Annotated in this window: 16 protein-coding genes; 11 read left to right on the plus strand and 5 right to left on the minus strand. The window is 75.0% G+C overall.

What is annotated here, in order from left to right:
* Positions 1-96: 96 nt before the first annotated feature.
* From ACIGW2_RS07940 to ACIGW2_RS07950, 3 genes are all read left to right on the plus strand, one after another.
* Entirely contained in the window at positions 97-1,119 is a 1,023-nt protein-coding gene (locus ACIGW2_RS07940; RefSeq protein ID WP_399841943.1) for a LacI family DNA-binding transcriptional regulator, read from the plus strand.
* 34 nt (positions 1,120-1,153) lie between these two features.
* Positions 1,154-1,447, plus strand: coding sequence for a hypothetical protein (locus ACIGW2_RS07945; protein ID WP_391652192.1), 294 nt, complete (start codon positions 1,154-1,156; stop codon positions 1,445-1,447).
* Positions 1,448-1,614: 167 nt separating this feature from the next.
* Complete coding sequence (locus ACIGW2_RS07950) at positions 1,615-2,817, plus strand: thiolase family protein (RefSeq protein ID WP_391652191.1); 1,203 nt, start codon at positions 1,615-1,617, stop codon at positions 2,815-2,817.
* 107 nt (positions 2,818-2,924) lie between these two features.
* On the opposite strand, the gene trxA is transcribed toward ACIGW2_RS07950, so the two are convergent.
* Complete coding sequence (gene trxA, locus ACIGW2_RS07955; RefSeq protein WP_361576179.1) at positions 2,925-3,299, minus strand: thioredoxin; 375 nt, start codon at positions 3,297-3,299, stop codon at positions 2,925-2,927.
* 122 nt (positions 3,300-3,421) lie between these two features.
* On the opposite strand from trxA, the gene ACIGW2_RS07960 reads away from it, so the two are divergent.
* The 3 genes from ACIGW2_RS07960 (at position 3,422) to ACIGW2_RS07970 (ending at position 9,982) form a co-directional block, all read left to right on the plus strand.
* Positions 3,422-4,912 carry a dihydrolipoyl dehydrogenase family protein gene (locus ACIGW2_RS07960; RefSeq protein WP_391652190.1) on the plus strand — a complete coding sequence of 497 codons (1,491 nt, stop codon included), beginning with the start codon at positions 3,422-3,424 and terminating at the stop codon, positions 4,910-4,912.
* Positions 4,913-5,508: 596 nt separating this feature from the next.
* A complete protein-coding gene (locus ACIGW2_RS07965; RefSeq protein ID WP_399841948.1) occupies positions 5,509-6,018 on the plus strand; it encodes a hypothetical protein in 510 nt (169 codons plus the stop codon).
* A 349-nt stretch (positions 6,019-6,367) separates the two neighbouring features.
* Positions 6,368-9,982, plus strand: a complete 3,615-nt coding sequence (locus ACIGW2_RS07970) for a choice-of-anchor D domain-containing protein (protein ID WP_399841950.1) — start codon at positions 6,368-6,370, stop codon at positions 9,980-9,982.
* 62 nt (positions 9,983-10,044) lie between these two features.
* Here ACIGW2_RS07970 and ACIGW2_RS07975 read toward each other — a convergent pair whose 3' ends face one another.
* The 4 genes from ACIGW2_RS07975 to ACIGW2_RS07990 all read right to left on the minus strand — a co-directional run bounded on the left by ACIGW2_RS07975 (position 10,045) and on the right by ACIGW2_RS07990 (position 12,890).
* Positions 10,045-10,935 (minus strand): F510_1955 family glycosylhydrolase, encoded by an 891-nt coding sequence (locus tag ACIGW2_RS07975; protein WP_399841953.1) that lies wholly within the window; start codon positions 10,933-10,935, stop codon positions 10,045-10,047.
* 173 nt (positions 10,936-11,108) lie between these two features.
* A complete protein-coding gene (locus ACIGW2_RS07980; RefSeq protein ID WP_399841955.1) occupies positions 11,109-11,771 on the minus strand; it encodes a DUF305 domain-containing protein in 663 nt (220 codons plus the stop codon).
* A gap of 89 nt (positions 11,772-11,860) precedes the next feature.
* The gene (locus ACIGW2_RS07985; protein ID WP_391652185.1) at positions 11,861-12,316 is read right to left on the minus strand and encodes a DUF6153 family protein; all 456 of its coding nucleotides are present in this window, start codon (positions 12,314-12,316) and stop codon (positions 11,861-11,863) included.
* Between the two features lie 226 nt (positions 12,317-12,542).
* Positions 12,543-12,890, minus strand: coding sequence for a tetratricopeptide repeat protein (locus tag ACIGW2_RS07990; protein ID WP_391652184.1), 348 nt, complete (start codon positions 12,888-12,890; stop codon positions 12,543-12,545).
* A gap of 133 nt (positions 12,891-13,023) precedes the next feature.
* On the opposite strand from ACIGW2_RS07990, the gene ACIGW2_RS07995 reads away from it, so the two are divergent.
* The 5 genes from ACIGW2_RS07995 to ACIGW2_RS08015 all read left to right on the plus strand — a co-directional run bounded on the left by ACIGW2_RS07995 (position 13,024) and on the right by ACIGW2_RS08015 (position 17,603).
* Positions 13,024-13,989 (plus strand): pirin family protein, encoded by a 966-nt coding sequence (locus tag ACIGW2_RS07995; protein ID WP_399841959.1) that lies wholly within the window; start codon positions 13,024-13,026, stop codon positions 13,987-13,989.
* A gap of 343 nt (positions 13,990-14,332) precedes the next feature.
* Positions 14,333-14,995 carry a hydrolase gene (locus tag ACIGW2_RS08000; RefSeq protein ID WP_399841962.1) on the plus strand — a complete coding sequence of 221 codons (663 nt, stop codon included), beginning with the start codon at positions 14,333-14,335 and terminating at the stop codon, positions 14,993-14,995.
* 6 nt (positions 14,996-15,001) lie between these two features.
* Positions 15,002-15,508 carry a DoxX family protein gene (locus ACIGW2_RS08005; protein WP_391652181.1) on the plus strand — a complete coding sequence of 169 codons (507 nt, stop codon included), beginning with the start codon at positions 15,002-15,004 and terminating at the stop codon, positions 15,506-15,508.
* A 92-nt stretch (positions 15,509-15,600) separates the two neighbouring features.
* Positions 15,601-16,179 carry a Dps family protein gene (locus tag ACIGW2_RS08010; RefSeq protein WP_399841966.1) on the plus strand — a complete coding sequence of 193 codons (579 nt, stop codon included), beginning with the start codon at positions 15,601-15,603 and terminating at the stop codon, positions 16,177-16,179.
* A complete protein-coding gene (locus ACIGW2_RS08015; protein ID WP_399841969.1) occupies positions 16,179-17,603 on the plus strand; it encodes a dihydrolipoyl dehydrogenase family protein in 1,425 nt (474 codons plus the stop codon). Before ACIGW2_RS08010 ends, ACIGW2_RS08015 begins: the two co-directional genes overlap by 1 nt.
* Positions 17,604-17,671: the final 68 nt, after the last annotated feature.

The raw sequence follows: 17,671 nt of genomic DNA on the forward strand, positions 1-17,671 counted from the left end.
GACACGTGTCAGTGGCTCGTGTAAACCTTGTGTAGCACTCGAATCCGGCCATCCGCCAGACCCTGCGCCGGATCGTTCTGGAAAGATGCCGGACCGATGAGCCAGTCACCCAAGCAGTCCGCCGGACGTTCCGTCCCCACCAGCGCCGACGTGGCGCGGCTCGCGGGGGTCTCCCGGGCCACCGTGAGCTACGTCCTCAACAACACCGCGGCCGTACGCATCAGCGAGCCCACCCGCCGCCGGGTGCGCGAGGCCGCCGAGGAGCTGGGCTACGTCCCGCACGCCGCCGCCCGAAGCCTGCGCGCCGGCCACAGCCGGATGGTGCTCATGCCCACCGCCCACGTCCCGATCGGCCCGCTCTACAGCCAGTTCTTCAACGAGCTCCAGTGGGCCCTGCGCGACCTGGACTACACGGTCGTGCAGTACGGCAGCATCGGCCTGGACGGCGACGAGGCGGCCCGCGCCTGGGCCGAGCTGCGCCCGGTCGCCGTGGTCTCGTTCGGACCCGTCGAGCTCACCCCGTCCGGCGTCGACCTGCTCAAGCGGGCCGGTGCCCGCACCGTGATCACGGTCGGCCCGCAGCAGGTCGAGGGCACCCACGCCGTCGTCATGGACCTCACCCGGGTCGGCCGGGCCGCCGGCGCGCACCTGGTCGCCCGTGGCTGCCGGACGATCGGCGTGGTGATGCCCGAGGAGCCGGGCCTGGAGATGCTCTCCGTGCCGCGCCTGGAGGGCGTGCGGGCCGCCGCGGCCGAGGTCGGGGCCACGGTCGTGCCGCTGCCCCTCGCGTACGAGGAGGAGCCGGCCGTCGCGCTCGCGGCGCGCTGGCGCGGGCTCGGGCTCGACGGCGTGTTCGCCTACAACGACGAGTACGCCATGCTGCTCATGCGTGCGCTCCAGGACGCCGGGATCCGCGTCCCGGACGAGACGGCCGTGGTCGGCTCGGACGACCTGGTCGTCGGGCGGCTGCTGCGGCCCCGGCTCAGCACCGTGCACATCGACATGGTCGGCGGCCGGGAGCTCGCCGAGCTGGTGGACCGCGCGGTGCGCGAGCCGGGGGCCGTGCCGGAGCGGCACGAACTGTTCGACTCGCGGATGGTCGCGCGCGAGTCCAGCTGAGGCGGGGCGCGGGCGGGCGGCTTAGCGTCGGTCCATGAGCACACATCCGAAGCGTTTCGAGATCCTGCTGGTGCCGGCGCACGTGGAGGACCGCGGTGCGGCGTCGGTGGCGGACAGCGCCGTCCGGTCCGCGGTGGTCGAGGCGACCGGCCGCACCGGCGAGACCGGCTATCCCATCTACGAGGGCCACGGGGTGATGGCCGACATCGACCCCGAGACGCGGACGGTGGAGGCACTGCTCGTGGACGGCAGGGAGCTGGACTACGGCCTGACGGCGCTGGTCAGGGGCCCGGAGACGGACGAGCGGGCGGCCGGGGGCAGCCGCTGACCCTCCCTCCGGCGGTCGGTGTCGCGCCGTGCCGAGGGGGCGTTGACAGGAGGCGCGGCCGGGGCGGAGACTCGGGCGGGCGAGGGCGAAGAAGCCTTCACCAGGCGAACGGGCATCGGTGGCGGTGCCCGTCCGTCCGGGCCGACCGGGCCGTTCCGACACAGGGCATGTGGGAGAGAACCGTGAGCATCCGCGACGTCTACATCGTCGACGCCGTCCGCACTCCGATCGGCAAGTTCGGCGGTGCGCTCTCCTCCGTCCGCCCCGACGACCTCGCGGCCCACGTGGTGAGGTCCCTGGTGGCCCGCACCCCGGACCTCGACCCGGTGCTGATCGACGACGTCTACTTCGGCGACGCCAACGGCGCCGGCGAGGACAACCGCGACGTGGCCCGGATGGCCGTGCTCCTCGCCGGACTGCCGGTATCCGTGCCCGGCGTGACCGTCAACCGGCTCTGCGGCTCCGGCCTGGAGGCCGTCATCCAGGCGGCCCGCGCCATCGCGCTCGGCGACGCCTCGGTGGCCGTCGCCGGCGGCGTCGAGTCGATGTCCCGCGCTCCCTGGGTGCTCCAGAAGCCCGAGCGGGCCTTCCCGGCCGGCCACCAGCAGCTGCACTCCACCACGCTCGGCTGGCGCATGACCAACCCGCGGATGCCCGCCGAGTGGACCGTTGCCCTCGGCGAGGGCGCCGAGCTCGTCGCCGACAAGCACGCCATCGGCCGCGAGGAGCAGGACGCCTTCGCGCTCGCCAGCCACCGCAAGGCCGCCGAGGCCTGGGCCGAGGGCCTCTACGACGCCGAGGTCGTGCCGTACGAGGGCGTCGAGCTGGTACGTGACGAGTGCATCCGCGACAGCACCTCGATGGAGGCGCTGGCCAAGCTGAAGCCCTCCTTCCGCCCTGAGGGCGGCACCGTCACGGCCGGCAACGCCTCCCCGCTCAACGACGGGGCCGCCGCCCTGCTGCTCGTCGACGAGGCCGGGCTGCGCGAGACCGGCCGCGAGCCGCTCGCCCGGATCCGCGCCTCGGCCGTCACCGGCATCGAGCCGCAGCTCTTCGGCCTCGGCCCGGTCGAGGCCGTCCGCCGGGCCCTGGGCAAGGCCGGCCGCGGCTTCGGCGACCTGACCACCTTCGAGCTCAACGAGGCCTTCGCCGCCCAGTCCCTCGGCTGCCTCGCCGAATGGCCGGAACTCGACCCCGCCGTGGTCAACCCGCGCGGCGGCGCCATCGCCCTCGGCCACCCGCTCGGCGCCTCCGGCGCCCGCCTGGCCGGCGCGGTCGCCCACCAGCTCGCGGCGGCCGGCTCCGGGACGGGCCTCGCCGCCCTCTGCATCGGCGTCGGCCAGGGCCTGGCGCTGGTCCTGGAGCGCTGACCGGCCCCCCGCAACCCGCTTGCGCGGGCCCGCGCGCGGACCCACGTCCGTACCCGCCGGAGGGGCGGCCCCCGGTCCACCGGGGCCGCCCCTCCGCGCGCACGCGCCTACTTCTGTCCGCCGGCCTGCGCCTCGGCGACGGACTTGCGCACCTCGTCCATGTCCAGCGCGCGGGCCTGCCCGATCACGTCCTCCAGGGCCGCCTCCGGCAGCGCACCCGGCTGCGCGAACACCGCCACCCGGTCCCGGACGATCATCAGCGTCGGGATCGAGCGGATCTCGAAGGCCGCCGCCAGCTCCTGCTGCGCCTCGGTGTCCACCTTCGCGAAGACCAGGTCCCCGTGGCGCTCCGAGGCGGCCTCGAAGACCGGCGCGAACTGACGGCAGGGACCGCACCAGGAAGCCCAGAAGTCGATGAGAACGAAGTCGTTCTCGCTGACGATCTGGTCGAAGTTGTCCTTGGTGAGCTCTACGGTGCTCATGCTGCCTGCCTTCCGTCTCCTGGCGGTTGCCTCACGGTCCCCTGGGGACTCGTCCCGCACAACGGCGGAACGCGCCGCGCTATTCCGCGCCGATCCGGTCCGCCGCCCGCAGACTGGACTGCATGACACGAGCGGCGGAACACGAGCGGGCAGACGACCGGACGCACGAGCGCGCGTACGACGTGGTGGTCCTGGGGGCGGGACCCGTGGGCGAGAACGTCGCCGACCGGGTCCGGGCGGCCGGGCTCAGCGCGGCGGTGGTCGAGACCGAGCTGGTCGGCGGGGAGTGCTCGTACTGGGCCTGCATGCCCAGCAAGGCGCTGCTCCGCCCCGGCATCGTGCGCTCCGAGGCCCGCAGGGTGGCCGGGCTGCGCACCCACGCCTACGGTCCGCTGGACGCCCAGGACGTGCTGGCCCACCGCGACAAGGTGGTCTCCCACTGGCAGGACGACGGACAGGTGTCCTGGGTGCGCTCCGTCGGCGCCGACCTCTACCGAGGGCAGGGCCGCCTGGCCGGCCCGCGCCGGGTGACGGTCGACGGACCCGAGGGCGACCGGCACCTGCTCACCGCCCGGCACGCCGTCGCCGTCTGCACCGGCAGCCGCGCCGTCCTGCCCGACCTGCCGGGCCTGGCCGGCGCCCGCCCCTGGACCAGCCGGGAGGCCACCAGCGCCGAGCGCGTGCCCGGCCGGCTCGTCGTGGTCGGCGGGGGAGTGGTCGGCGTCGAGATGGCGACCGCCTGGCAGGCGCTCGGCGCGCACGTCACCCTGCTCGTCCGGGGCGACCGGCTGCTCCCGCGCATGGAGCCCTTCGCGGGCGAGCACGTGGCCGCCGCGCTCACCGAGCGGGGCGCCGACGTCCGTACCGGAACCTCCGTCTCCGCCGTCGTACGGGACGGGAGCAGCGGCCCCGTCACCGTGGTCCTGGACGGCGGCGACCACGTCGAGGGCGACGAGGTCCTCTTCGCGACCGGCCGCCGGCCGCGCACCGAGGACATCGGCCTGGAGACGATCGGCCTGGAGCCCGGCTCCTGGCTCGCGGTCGACGACAGCCTGCGGGTCGACGGACACGACTGGCTCTACGCGGTCGGTGACGTCAACCACCGGGCGCTGCTGACCCACCAGGGCAAGTACCAGGCGCGGATCGCGGGCGCCGCGATCGCCGCGCGGGCGAAGGACGGCGCGGAAGGGGACGCCACCGACGGCGCGGCGTGGGGGCCGCACCGGGCCACCGCCGACCACGCGGCCGTCCCCCAGGTCGTGTTCACCGACCCGGAGGCGGCGGCGGTCGGCCTGAGCCTGGCCGAGGCCCGGGCGGCCGGGCACCGGGTGCGCGCCGTCGACCTCGACCTGAGCGGGGTGGCCGGGGCGGGGCTCTACGCCCAGGGCTACAAGGGGCACGCCCGGATGGTCGTCGACCTCGACCGCGACGTGCTCCTCGGCGTCACCTTCGTGGGCCCGGGCATCGGGGAACTCCTGCACTCGGCCACCATCGCCGTCACCGGCGAGGTCCCGATCTCCCGTCTCTGGCACGCGGTCCCCGCCTACCCCACCATCAGCGAGGCCTGGCTCAGGCTCCTGGAGGCCTACCGCGACGGAGCGGGCGACGCATGACCCCCGGCGCCGGGGCCGCCGGGGACCGGGCCAACGACTACGACGCCACCTGCGCCCGGTGCGGCGGCCCGGTTCCCGCGGGCGCCGGCCTGCTCCGCCACGAGGCCCGGGGCTGGCGGGTCTACCACCCCGGACACGCCCCGGCCCCGGGCCCGCCCCCGGCGACCGACCACCCCGGCTGGCACCGGCGCCCCCTGCTCGCCCTGGACATCACCACCACCGGCCACCGCTTCGCCGTCGACCGGATCACCGGGGCGGCGCTGCGGGCGAGCGACGGGACGGAGCGGACCTGGACGGTGGACCCGGGCCGGGACTTCGCCCCGGGCCGGGACTTGGCCCCGGGCCGGGACTTGGCCCCGGGCCGGGACTTGGCCCCGGGCCGGGACTTCGCCCCGGGCCGGGACTTCGCCCCGGGCCGGGACTTGGCCCCAGGCCCAGCCCCAGGCCCTGGCCCAGACCCAGGCCCTGGCCCAGACCCAGGCCGTGGACCGGGCCCAGGCCGTGGACCGGGCTCAGGCCCTGGCCCTGGACCGGACCCGGTCCAGGGCCAGGCCGCCGCCCCCGCGCCCACCGGCGCCCCGGGCCTCCCTACCGCCGTGCCCCCGCCCGCGTCCCCGGAGCGGGCCCTGGACGAGCTCGCGGGCCCGGTCGCCGACCACCTCGCCGCCGGCGAGCTCCTCGTCGTCTGGTTCGCCCCCTACGTGCTGAGCACCCTGCACGCCGAACTCCTCCGGCACGGCCTGCCCCCGCTCACCGCCCGGCTCCCGGCCGGCGTCGCCCCGGTCTGCGACCCCCTCGTGCTCGACCGGCACACCGACCGCTACCGCCCGGGCCGCCGATCCCTCCACGCGGTCGCCCAGTGGTACGGCGTCCCGCACGCCACCCCCGGCGACCCCGCGTGCGACGCCGCGGCCGCCCTCGCCCTGGCCCGGGCGATCCCCGCCTCGTACCCCGCCCTGGCCCGCCTCTCGCGCCCCGCCCTGCACACCGAACAGATCCTCTGGTACGCCGAGCAGACGACCCGTCACCCCGACGCCCCCGGCTGGCCGTTCGAGGAGACGCGGCCACTGCCCTGGCAGCCGCCGCCGGAGCCGGAGGACGCCTGAGACGTCCAGGGCGGCGGCCGTCCAGAGGGGGTGCGCGCCACCCGGGGGAGTGAAGCCCGTCATGTCGGGATCACGCGCCCTGTCGCGCACGGCCGGAACGCCCCACCATGGCCCTCGGCGGGACGCGTCCCGGTCTCCGCCCCCACGCGCGCGTTGAACGAGGGCGGAGATGATGAGCGGCAGCCGCAGGGCGCTCGCCAGAGTGCTGACGATGTGTCTGTTCCTGGGCGGAAGCGGGGGCTTGACGGCCGCGGCGGCGAGCCCGACGGCAGCGGCCCCGCCGCCCCGGCCCCCGGCCGCGTCCCCCGCCGCACCCTCCGGCCCGGCCCGGACCGCCGTGTCCCCGCGCGTGGCAGCAGACCAGACCACCATCTCCCACGACACCTTCCGCACCGGCTGGGACCGCGACGAACCGGGCCTCGCACCCGACCAGGTGTCCAGCTCCGACTTCGGGCAGCAGTTCTCGACCACCGTCGACGGACAGGTCTACGCCCAGCCCGTCGTCGTCGGCTCCACCGTCGTCGTCGCCACCGAGAACAACAAGGTGTACGGCCTCGACGCCGCCTCCGGGAAGATCAACTGGACCCGGAGCACCGGCGCACCCTGGCCCGCCGCCGCCATCTCCTGCGGCGACCTCGTCCCGAACATCGGCATCACCTCCACCCCCGTCTACGACCCGGCGAGCGGCGCGCTCTACCTCACCTCCAAGGTGAACGACGGCGCCGACGACCAGCACCCGAACTGGTACGTGCACGCCCTCGACCCCGCCACCGGAGCCGAGCGCGCCGGCTGGCCCGTCAAGATCGCCGGCGCGCCGGTCAACGACCCCGGGCGCTCCTTCAACCCGTACACCGCGATGCAGCGCCCCGGCCTGCTCCTCATGGGCGGCTCCGTCTACGCCGCCTTCGCCTCCCACTGCGACCACGGTCCCTACGTCGGCTACGTCCTCGGCGTGAACACCGCCACCCGCCGCACCACCCTGTGGGCCACCGAGGACTCCTCCGCCAACGGCATGGCCGGCATCTGGATGAGCGGCGGCGGCCTCGTCTCCGACGGCCCCGGCCGCATCATCTTCTCCACCGGCAACGGCGTGACCCCGGCCCCCGGCCCCGGCACCCCGCCGCCCGGACAGCTCTCCGAGTCCGTCGTCCGGCTCGGCGTCAACAGCGACGGCACGATGTCCGCCCAGGACTTCTTCAGCCCCGCCAACGCCAACCAGCTCGACCTCAACGACACCGACCTCGGCTCCGGCGGCCCCGTCGCCCTCCCCGGCGCCCCCTTCGGGACCAGCGCCCACCCGAACCTCCTCGTCCAGATCGGCAAGGACGGGCGCCTCTTCCTCCTCGACCGAGACGACCTCGGCGGCCGCGCCCAGGGCCCGGGCGGCACCGACAAGGTGCTCGGCGCCCTCGGCCCGTACGAGGGCGTCTGGGGCCACCCCGCCGTCTACGGCGGGCAGGGCGGCTACGTCTACACCATCGGCGCGCGCGGCCCGCTGCGCGCCTTCGCCTACGGACTGACCGGCGACGGCCGGCCCACCCTCAGCAACACCGGCCGCAGCCCCGAGACCTTCGGCTACACCTCCGGCTCGCCCGTCCTCACCTCCACCGGCACCAACCCGGGCTCCGCCCTGGTCTGGGCGGTCGCCGCGGACGGCGCCAACGGCGCCAACGGCCAACTCCGCGCGTACGACGCCGTCCCCGTCAACGGCACCCTCAAGCTCCGCTGGTCCGCGCCCATCGGCACCGCCGCCAAGTTCTCCGTCCCCGCCACCGACGGCGGACGCGTCTACGTCGGCACCCGCGACGGGCACGTCCTCGCCTTCGGCCGCCCCGCCAACACCGCGCTCACCAGCAGCCCCGTCGACCTCGGCCAGGTCCCGGTCGGCTCCACCGGCACCGCGACCGCGACCGTCACCGCCACCCGCGACGTCACCATCAGCGCCGTGACCACCCCCGCCGGCAGCGCCTTCACCACCCGCCCGACCGGACTCCCGCGCACCCTGCGCACCGGCGACACCTACTCCGTGCCCGTCACCTTCGCCCCGACCGCGCCCGGCGCCGACAGCTCCGTGCTCACCTTCGCCACCGACCTCGGCGACAGCGCCGTCGGACTCACCGGCTACGGCACCCGGCCCGGCCTCCTCGCCTCGCCCGCCGCCCTCGACTTCGGCACCGTCCCCACCGGCACCACCAAGTCCCTCGGCGTCACCTTCACCAACACCGGCACCGAGTCCGAGACCGTCACGGCGACCGCACCGCCCGGCGCCCCCTTCACCGCCACCGGACTGCCCGCCGGCGGCACCGTCGTCCCGCCCCAGCAGTCCGTCTCCGCGCAGATCGGCTACGCCCCCACCGCCGCCGGCGACCACACCGCGAGCCTCTCCGTGACCTCCACCCGCGGCACGGCCACCGTCACCCTGAAGGCCACCGCCGTCACCGGCCGGGCCCGGCTCACCATCACCCCGACCTCCACCGACTTCGGCACCGTGAAGGTCGGCCAGTCCGTCACCAGGACCTTCGACATCAGCAACACCGGCAACATCCCGCTCACCCTCACCAAGGCCAAGGCGCCCGCGGCTCCCTTCCACGTCACCGACCCGGTCAGCGAGGGCCAGGTCCTCGGCCCCGAGGACGTCATCCACCAGGCCGTCACCTTCTCGCCCACCTCGCTGGGCACCGCGACCGCCGCCTACCAGCTCACCGCCGACGACGGACAGGGCGCCCTCTCCGAGACCCTGACCGGCACCGGAGCCGCCGGCACCGGAGTCACCGTCCCCGGCCCCGACGCCGGCGGCTGGAAGCTCAACGGCGCCGCCCGCGTCTCCGGCACCGACCTCCAGCTCACCCAGGCCACCGCCACCCAGCGCGGCAGCGCCGTCTGGCCCGTGCCCGTGCTCACCGACGGCCTCAGGGCCACCTTCACCACCGTCATCGGCGGCGGCACCGGCGCCGACGGACTCACCTTCGCCCTGCTCGACCCCGCCAGGACCACCCCGACCGCCCTCGGCACCGCCGGCGGCGGCCTCGGCTACAGCGGACTGCCCGGCACCGCCGTCACCCTCGACACCTACGACAACGGCACCGCCGACCCCTCCGCCAACTTCCTCGGCATCGCCACCGGCGGCACCGGCGACACCCTCGCCTACGCCGCCACCACCACGAACGTCCCCGACCTGCGCTCCGGCACCCACACCGTGGCCGTCGCCGTCACCGGCCGCACCCTCACCGTCTCCGTCGACGGCACCCAGCGGCTCAGCACCTCCGTCGCCTCCCTCCCGCCGACCGCCCTGCTCGCCTTCACCGGCGCCACCGGCGGCCGCACCGACATCCACGCCGTCCGCAAGGCCACCGTCACCGCCACCGCCTACGCCGTCCCGCCGCCCGGCCCCAACGGCTGGACCTACAACGGCAGCGCCACCCTCTCCGGCACCACCCTCCACCTGACCCCCGTCCAGACCTTCCAGCGCGGCTCCGCCCTCCACGGCACCGCCGTCCCCACGGCCCGCCTCAAGGCCCGGTTCACCGCGACCATCGGCGGCGGCACCGGCGCCGACGGACTCGCCCTGCTGCTCCTCGACGCCACCCGCGCCACCCCGCAGTCCCTCGGTGCCACGGGCGGCGGCCTCGGTTTCAGCGGGCTCCCCGGCGTCGCCGTCACCCTCGACACGTACGACAACGGGGCGGGCGACCCCTCCGCCAACTTCGTCGGCGTGGCCACCGGCGGCAGCGGCAGCACCCTCCGCTACGCGGCCACCGCCACCAACGTGCCCACCCTGCGCACCGGCAGCCACACCGTGGACGCCGTCGTCACCGGCACCGGACGCCTCCAGGTCAGCGTCGACGGCACCCGCGTCATCGACGTCGCCGTGACCCTGCCCCCCAACGTCCTGGTCGGCTTCTCCGGCGGCACCGGCGGACGCACCGACCGGCACGCCGTCAGCGGCGTGCGGATCGGCTACTGAACACCGGCGGTCGCCACCGGGCCCGGGGGGCGCCACGAGGCCCGGGGGCTACGGGCCCGCGGTCACGGGGCCGGGGCGACCGCCATCCGCCGGGCGAAGGTACGGCCGCCGTCCGCCGACTCGTACACCCCGTCCCGCGTCGCGACCAGCACCCGGTGCGCGTCCACGGCCGTCAGCGCCTGCGGCGGGCCGCCCGGCAGCCGGGACACCCGGGTCCAGGACACCCCGCCGTCCGCGCTGCGCAGCAACGTCCCCTCCGGGGCGGTGCCGAACAGGGCGTCCGGTGCCGCCCAGGAGACGTGCGCCACGACCCGATCGGAAAGCGGCGCGCCGAAGGAGCGCCCGCCGTCGGTGCTGCGCACCACGCCCTGCTCGGTGGTCGCGAGCACGGCCCCGGCCGGTCCGGCGCCGGGCGCCCCGGGCGGGGCGACGGCGATGTCGAGCGCGCGCAGCGCGGCCCCGTCCCGCCAGGCGGCCTTGTCCCGGCTGACCCGCAGACGGCCGTGGGTGGCGTCGTAGCCGTAGACGGTCGCGTCGGCGGCGGTGTCCAGCGCGTGGAAGTCGACCTCGCCTTCGAGGGACCGGGGCGTCCAGGTCACGCCCCGGTCGGTGGACTCGATCAGCCCGAGATCGGCCGGCCCGTCCCCGCCCGGGGCAGGGTGCCCGCTGGCCAGGAAGGTCCCCCGCGGGGTGACGGTGAAGCCCATGAAGTCGTCCCGGCGCTCGCCGACGAGCACCGGCCGCCCCTCGGGCCCGGGGGAGTAGAGGCCGTCGTGGGTGGCGACGTAGAGCGTGCCGTCGAGCACGCCCACGCCGTGGACGTGGCCGGGGGCGCCGGTGTCCGCGCCGTCGGAGTGCGAGGAGCCGCCGGGGTCGTTCGTGCCGCAGGCGGTGAGGGCGAGGGCCAGCGCGAGGACCGCCGCGGCGGACCGGGCGGAGCGTCGAGGTGTCATGGGGGTGTGCCGTTCCGGAGGTACGAGGTACGAGGTGGGGGGCGCGGGGTGCTCGATGTACGGGCCACGCCTTGCGCGGGGTACGGAGAAGGGGGCGGCCCCGCGCGTGAGGCGCGGGGCCGCCGGGCAGTGGGCCGGGAGCCGGCGGCGGCCCGTCCGGGCCGGACGGGGGCTCAGAGCCGGTCGAGGATCTTCTTCAGCTGCGCGATCTCGGCGGCCTGGGTGCGCACCACGTCGTCGGCGACCTTCTTCGCCTCCGGGTCGGCGCCGCTCTTCTGCTCCGTCTTCGCCATGTCCACCGCGCCCTCGTGGTGCGCGATCATCAGCTCGGCGAAGGCGCGGTCGAAGTCCTTGCCCTTCGCCGCGGCGAGCCTCTTCATGTCGGCGTCCGTCATCATCCCGGCCATGGAGTGGCCGGAGTGGCCCGAGCCGCCCGCCATCTCCTCGGGCTTGCCCCACGCCTTCAGCCAGGACCTCATCTTCTGGATCTCGGGGTCCTGGGCCTTCTCGATCGCCGCGACGATCTTCTTGATCTCCGGGTCCTCGGCGCGCCCGTCGGCGAGCTTCGCCATCTCCAGGGCCTGCTCGTGGTGCGGGATCATCATCTGCGCGAACATCACGTCCGCGTCGTTGAAGGTGCCGGCGGAGGCGCTGGACGGGGCCGCGGCGGAGGCGCTCGCGGAGGCGGAGGTCTTCGCGCCGTGGCCGGTGCCGCTCGACGCGTCGTGGCCGCCGTCGGACCCGCCGCAGGCGGCGAGCAGCAGCCCGGCGGCGGCGACGGCGCCGGACACGGCGAGACGGCGGGTGAGGGAGCGGTTGTTCTTCTGGGCACGCATGGGTGTCACACCTCGTGTGATGTCGGTTCCTGGGAAAGGTCGTTCTGCGCGTCTGCGGGCAGCGCGGAGCGCCCGCGGAGCGGTACGGCCTAGATCCGCAGGATCGACAGGGAGGCGAGGTCGGGCGGCCGGGGCGGCGGCGCGTTCGGGCGCAGGGCCGCGAGGAGCCGGGCGAGCAGGGGGAGCGCCCGGTCCGGGCGGGCGCGCCGCAGGGCGGCGCGGACGAGCGCGGCGAGCAGCCAGGCACCGAGGACGGCCACGCACAGCGTGGTCAGGTCCATTCCGCCGCCGGAGTCGTGCGAGGACGCCGGAGCGGGGGAGCCGGGGCCGTCGTGACCGGCGGCCGCGGGCCCGGGGGTGTGGGCCCGGGCGTGGGCGGAATGATGGGCCGTCGCCCCGGCCGTACCACCGCCGGAGGAGCCCTCCGGGTGCCCGACCGAGTGCATCACGAACACGCCGAGCGCGAGCACGACGACGAGCAGCAGATGCGCGAGGGCACCACGAGCGCCGGCGTGACCGCCGGGGCGTCCCCGTCCCGTCCGCACGTCCGCTCCTCCTCCCCCGCACTCGGCCGGCTCGGCCGGACCCCTGGTCCGGCCCGTTCCCCCGACCTTACCGAATACCCCGGCCGGGTACCGTGCAGGGGCCCCGCGCGTCACCCCCTCGGCGTAGCCCGCCGTCGAACGAGGTGGGGCCGGAACGGGTCCGGCGCCGCCCCGTTGCTCGGGGGCGGCGCCGGACACGCTGTGCGCCAAAGGGCTCAGGGAGCCGTCACTCGACGCTCTCGCCGGACATCGCGGCGGCGAGCCGCAGGTGCGGCGTGGCCTCGTCCGACCGGCCCTGCCGCTCCAGGGTGCGGCCCAGCATGAGCCGGGCGTAGTGCTCGACCGGGTCGCGCTCCAGGAGGGCGCGGAGCTCCGCCTCGGCCTTCGAGAGCTGTGCCGAGTGGAAGTACGCCCGGGCGAGGAGCAGCCGCTGGGCCGTCTGGTCCGGGTGCTCGGCCACCAGACCGCGCAGGATCCGCGCCGCCGTCAGGTACTCCTTGGCCTCGAAGAACAGCTGCGCGCGGCTCCAGCGGTCGGCCGGCGTGCCGAACTCGTAGTAGGTCTCGTCGCTCACTGCTCGCTGCCTCCGTGGTCGGGCTCCTGTGTCGTACGGCGGTGACAACACACCCGGGTGGTTGAACATTCCATCAATATTCCGGGCGTGGGTCCGCCTCCCTCCGCGGCCCCGCGGGAATAGGTTGAGCGCCATGAGCAATCTCGACCGCCAGGCCACCCTCCAGGTCTGCGGGGGCCGGGGATTCGTCGTCGCCGAACCGGTGCGCGAGCTCCTCAGCCCCCGCCACGTCCAGCTCGGCGAATCGACCGAGGTCCGCCGACTGCTCCCCAACCTGGGCCGCCGCATGGTCGGCGCCTGGGCCTTCGTCGACCACTACGGACCCGACGACATCGCCGACGAGCCCGGCATGCAGGTCCCGCCCCACCCGCACATGGGGCTCCAGACCGTCAGCTGGCTGCACGAGGGCGAGGTGCTCCACCGCGACTCCACCGGCAGCCTCCAGACCATCCGCCCGCGCGAGCTGGGCCTGATGACCTCGGGCCGGGCCATCTCCCACTCCGAGGAGAGCCCGAAGCCCCACGCCCGCTTCCTGCACGGCGCCCAGCTGTGGGTCGCGCTCCCCGACGCCCACCGGGACGTCGAGCCCCACTTCCAGCACCACGCGGCCCTGCCCCGGGTCACCGCCCCGGGCCTGACCGCGACCGTCATCCTCGGCACCCTCGACGGCACGACCTCCCCGGGCACCACCTACACCCCTCTGATCGGCGCCGACCTCGCCCTCGCCGCCGGCGCCGAGCACCGCCTCCCGCTCGACCCGGACTTCGAGTACGCCGTCCTCTCCATGTCGGGCGAGGCCCACGTCGACGGCGTCCCCGTCCTCCCCGGCTCGATGCTCTACCTCGGCTGCGGCCGCACCGAACTCCCCCTCCGCGCCACCTCCGACGCCGGCCTGATGCTGCTGGGCGGCGAGCCGTTCGAGGAGGAGATCGTCATGTGGTGGAACTTCGTCGGCCGCACGGACGAGGAGATCCGTGTCGCCCGCGAACAGTGGATGACCGGCGACCGCTTCGGCGAGGTCAAGGGCTACGACGGCGCCCGCCTGGACGCCCCGGAGGTCCCGGCGAACCGGCTCAAGGCGCGGGGGAGGGTGCGCTGACCTGGTGTCTTCTCTGCCGAGGCGATGCGGGCTCGGTGCCACGGGCGGCGGCCTCGGTTTCAGCGGGCTCCCCGGCGTCGCCGTCACCCTCGACACGTACGACAACGAGGCGGGCGACCCACTTGGGGAGGCGACGCGGTCATGGCAGGTGCTGCTCGGTCCGGATCGTGTGCGGTTCGCGCTGGTGACACCGCGCGGCTCTCCTCCCTGACCGGTTGTGCGCTGTCGTGCCAACTCCTGGGCGCAGGGGGTCAACTCGGTCGGGCGGGTCGCTCGTAGCGTGAAGAAGTGCCGAGCCGCGGAGGCGGCGGGCACGTTACCGATGGCTTCGAAAGGACCCCTCATGTTGGACATCGACAAGGTGCAGGCCGCTCCGAGCAAGGACCTGCTCACGCCCGACAACTCGGTCATGCTCTTCGTGGACCACCAGCCTCAGATGTTCTTCGGCGCCGGCAGCGGCGACCGCGCCGCGGTCATCAACAGCACCGTGGGTCTCGCCAAGGCTGCCCAGGTGTTCGACGTTCCGACCGTCCTGACGACGGTGGCCGCCGAGTCCTTCTCCGGCCCCCTGCTGCCGCAGCTCGCCGAGGTGTTCCCGAAGCACGAGATCATCGACCGTACGACCATGAACGCCTGGGAGGACGAGGCGCTCGTCGCGGCGGTCAAGGCGACCGGGCGCAAGAAGATCATCCTCTCCGGTCTGTGGACCGAGGTCTGCCTGGTGCTGCCCGCGCTCTCCGCGCTTGAGCAGGGTTACGAGGTGTACGTCGTCGCCGACGCCTCCGCCGGCGTGACCCCGGCCGCCCACGAGCACGCGCTCCAGCGGATGATCGCCGCCGGCGCGGTGCCGGTGACCTGGGTGCAGGTGCTCCTGGAGCTCCAGCGCGACTGGGCGCGCCAGGAGACGTACGTCCCGGTCACGGAGATCGTCAAGGCCCACGCGGGCGCGTACGGGCTTGGTGTCGTGTACGCCCAGAGCGTCATCGGCGCGCACGCGGCCGGCTGACCTGTCGTGGACACCGGCATTCTGATCCTGCGTCTGCTGGTGGGACTGCTGGTCGCCGGGCACGGCGTGCAGAAGGTCAGTTCGCATCTGGGCGGCAGGGGGCTGGAAGGTGGCACGGAGGAGTTCCGCGCCGACGGGTTCCGCGGCGGGGTCCTCACAGCCCTGGCGGCGGGTGGCGGCCAGATCGGCTCCGGCCTGCTGCTCGCCGCGGGCTTCCTGACCCCGCTCGCCGCGACGGGGGCGATCGGGGTCATGACGGTCGCCCTCACCGTGAAGTGGCGCCACGGCCTCTGGGTGCAGAACGACGGGTACGAGTACCCGCTCGTCCTCATCGGCACCGCCGCCGCCCTCGCCGCCACCGGACCCGGTGCCTGGTCCCTCGACGCGGCCCTCGGCCTCACGCCCTACCCCCTGTGGTGGGCCGCCCTCGCGCTCGCGGCCGGTCTCGGCAGCGGACTCCTCACCCGGCTCGTGCTGCACCGGCGCCCCGCCCCGGCGCACGCCGAGCGCTGAGCGCGAGCCACGCAGACCGGGTCCGGCCGTCCGCGTACCCCCGACCGGGCGGCCGGGCCCTGCCCCCTCTCTCTCCCGAACAGGAGCACCCGATGGACACCCTCACGCCTCCGCACGGCGGCGGCCAGCCGCTGCTGCATCAGAAGGGCGCCGAGACCCAGGAGTTCGGCACGCTCAAGCAGCTGCCGATCGGCCTCGGCCACGACACCCGCATGTACGCCTGCCAGCGGCTGAACCGCGTCCTCGCCGACACGCAGATCCTCCACTCCCTCTACAAGAAGCACCACTGGCTCATGCGCGGAGCGACCTTCTACTCGCTCCACCTGATGCTGGACAAGCACGCCGAGGCCCAACTGGCCATCGTGGACGCGCTGGCCGAGCGGGTCCAGAGCCTCGGCGGCGTCGCCGTCGGAGACCCGCGCCACGTCGCGGAGCTGACGTCGATCCCCCGGCCGCCGGACGGCGTCGAGCCGGTGCCCGTCATGCTGTCGCGGCTCCTCGACGCGCACGAGCGGATCCTGATCGATGCCCGGGACGCCGCCGCCCGGCTCTCCGGGGAGGGCGACGAGGGCAGTGCCGACCTGCTCGTCTCCGATGTCATCCGTACCGGCGAAGCGCAGGTGTGGTTCCTGGCCGAGCACCTCGTGGACACCCCTCTGGTGCGCGGCTGATGGACACGTACGACGTCGTCGTGGTCGGCGGCGGACCGGCCGGCGAGGTCGTCGCCGACCGGACCGTCCGGTCGGGGCTGACCGCCGTCGTCGTCGAGGCCGAGGCGGTCGGCGGCGAGTGCTCCTACCGTGCCTGCGTGCCGAGCAAGGCCCTGCTGCGACCCGGCGCCGCCCGAGCGGAGGCCCGATCGGTCGACGGGGCCCGGCAAACGGTCACGGCGGCACTCGACCCGGCGCGCGTGCTCGCCCGCCGCGACCGCTTCACAGGGCGCGGCGACGACACCGGCCAGACCGACTGGCTCGACGGTGCGGGCATCGCGCTCGTACGAGGCCATGGCCGGCTCGCCGGAGAGCGCCGGGTGGAGGTGACCGGGGCCGACGGCACGGTCCGTACCCTGCGCGCCCGGCGCGCGGTCGTGGTCTGCACCGGAACGGAACCCGCTCTTCCGCCGGTCGAGGGGCTCGACCGGATCGGCGCGTGGACCAACCGGCAGGCCACCACGGCCGATGCGGTGCCCGAGCGGCTCGTCGTCATCGGCGGGGGAGTGGTGGCCTGCGAGATGGCCACCGCCTGGCGCTCGCTCGGCTCCTCCGTCACCCTGCTGGTCCGCGATCAGGCCCTGCTGGCCGGCTGGGAGCCGTGTGCCGCCGAAGAGGTCACCCGGGGGCTGATCGATCTGGGCGTCACCATCCGCTTCGGGGCGTCGGCCGTCCGGGTCGCCCGTGACGACGACACCCGCACGGTGACCGTGGACACCGACGACGGCACGACCCTCGTCTGCGACGAGGTCCTCGCCGCCGTCGGCAGGCGCCCGCGCACCGCGGACCTCGGCCTTGACTCCGTCGGACTGCCGGCGGGCGACTGGCTTCCGGTCGACGACACCTGCCGGGTCGCCGCGGCCGAGGGCGACTGGCTCTACGCCGTCGGCGACGTGAACCACCGTGCGCCACTGACCCACATGGCCAAGTACCAGGCCCGTGCCTGCGCGGCGGCGATCGCCGAGCGAGCCGCCGGGCGCCCGGCCGATACCGGCGGCCGGCAGCCGTGGAGCGCGGAAGCCGACCGTTTCGCCGTCCCGCAGACCGTCTTCACCCGCCCCGAGCTCGCGAGCGTCGGGCTCACCGAACGCGCGGCACGCGAAGCGGGTCTCGCCGTACGCACGGTGGAGTACCGCATCGACGACGTCGCCGGTGCCGCGCTCCACGCGGACGACTACCGCGGCTTCGCCAAGCTCGTCGTCGACGAGACCCGAAGGGTCGTCGTCGGCTGCACGCTCACCGGCCCGATGGCGACCGAGCTGCTCCACACCGCCACCGTGGCCATCGTGGGCGAGGTCCCCCTGGAGCGCCTCTGGCACGCCGTGCCCGCCTTCCCGACGGTGAGCGAGGTCTGGCTCCGGCTCCTGGAGGCGTACGGCCTCTGAGGCGGGACCCCGCCCGGCCGGCACGGCGCACCCTCGCGCCCGGCCGGGCGCACCCGAACGTTTCACCT

This window comes from Streptomyces sp. NPDC053541 (assembly GCF_044544705.1).
In the GTDB taxonomy this organism is placed as follows: domain Bacteria; phylum Actinomycetota; class Actinomycetes; order Streptomycetales; family Streptomycetaceae; genus Streptomyces.

Excerpts from the sequence above, each read along its gene's own strand:
- ACIGW2_RS07940 (WP_399841943.1), top strand. The coding sequence starts at position 97 with ATGAGCCAGTCACCCAAGCAGTCCGCCGGACGTTCCGTCCCCACCAGC.
- ACIGW2_RS07945 (WP_391652192.1), top strand. The coding sequence starts at position 1,154 with ATGAGCACACATCCGAAGCGTTTCGAGATCCTGCTGGTGCCGGCGCAC.
- ACIGW2_RS07950 (WP_391652191.1), top strand. The coding sequence starts at position 1,615 with ATGTGGGAGAGAACCGTGAGCATCCGCGACGTCTACATCGTCGACGCC.
- trxA (WP_361576179.1), bottom strand. The coding sequence starts at position 3,299 with ATGAGCACCGTAGAGCTCACCAAGGACAACTTCGACCAGATCGTCAGC.
- ACIGW2_RS07960 (WP_391652190.1), top strand. The coding sequence starts at position 3,422 with ATGACACGAGCGGCGGAACACGAGCGGGCAGACGACCGGACGCACGAG.
- ACIGW2_RS07975 (WP_399841953.1), bottom strand. The coding sequence starts at position 10,935 with ATGACACCTCGACGCTCCGCCCGGTCCGCCGCGGCGGTCCTCGCGCTG.
- ACIGW2_RS07980 (WP_399841955.1), bottom strand. The coding sequence starts at position 11,771 with ATGCGTGCCCAGAAGAACAACCGCTCCCTCACCCGCCGTCTCGCCGTG.
- ACIGW2_RS07995 (WP_399841959.1), top strand. The coding sequence starts at position 13,024 with ATGAGCAATCTCGACCGCCAGGCCACCCTCCAGGTCTGCGGGGGCCGG.
- ACIGW2_RS08000 (WP_399841962.1), top strand. The coding sequence starts at position 14,333 with ATGTTGGACATCGACAAGGTGCAGGCCGCTCCGAGCAAGGACCTGCTC.
- ACIGW2_RS08010 (WP_399841966.1), top strand. The coding sequence starts at position 15,601 with ATGGACACCCTCACGCCTCCGCACGGCGGCGGCCAGCCGCTGCTGCAT.
- ACIGW2_RS08015 (WP_399841969.1), top strand. The coding sequence starts at position 16,179 with ATGGACACGTACGACGTCGTCGTGGTCGGCGGCGGACCGGCCGGCGAG.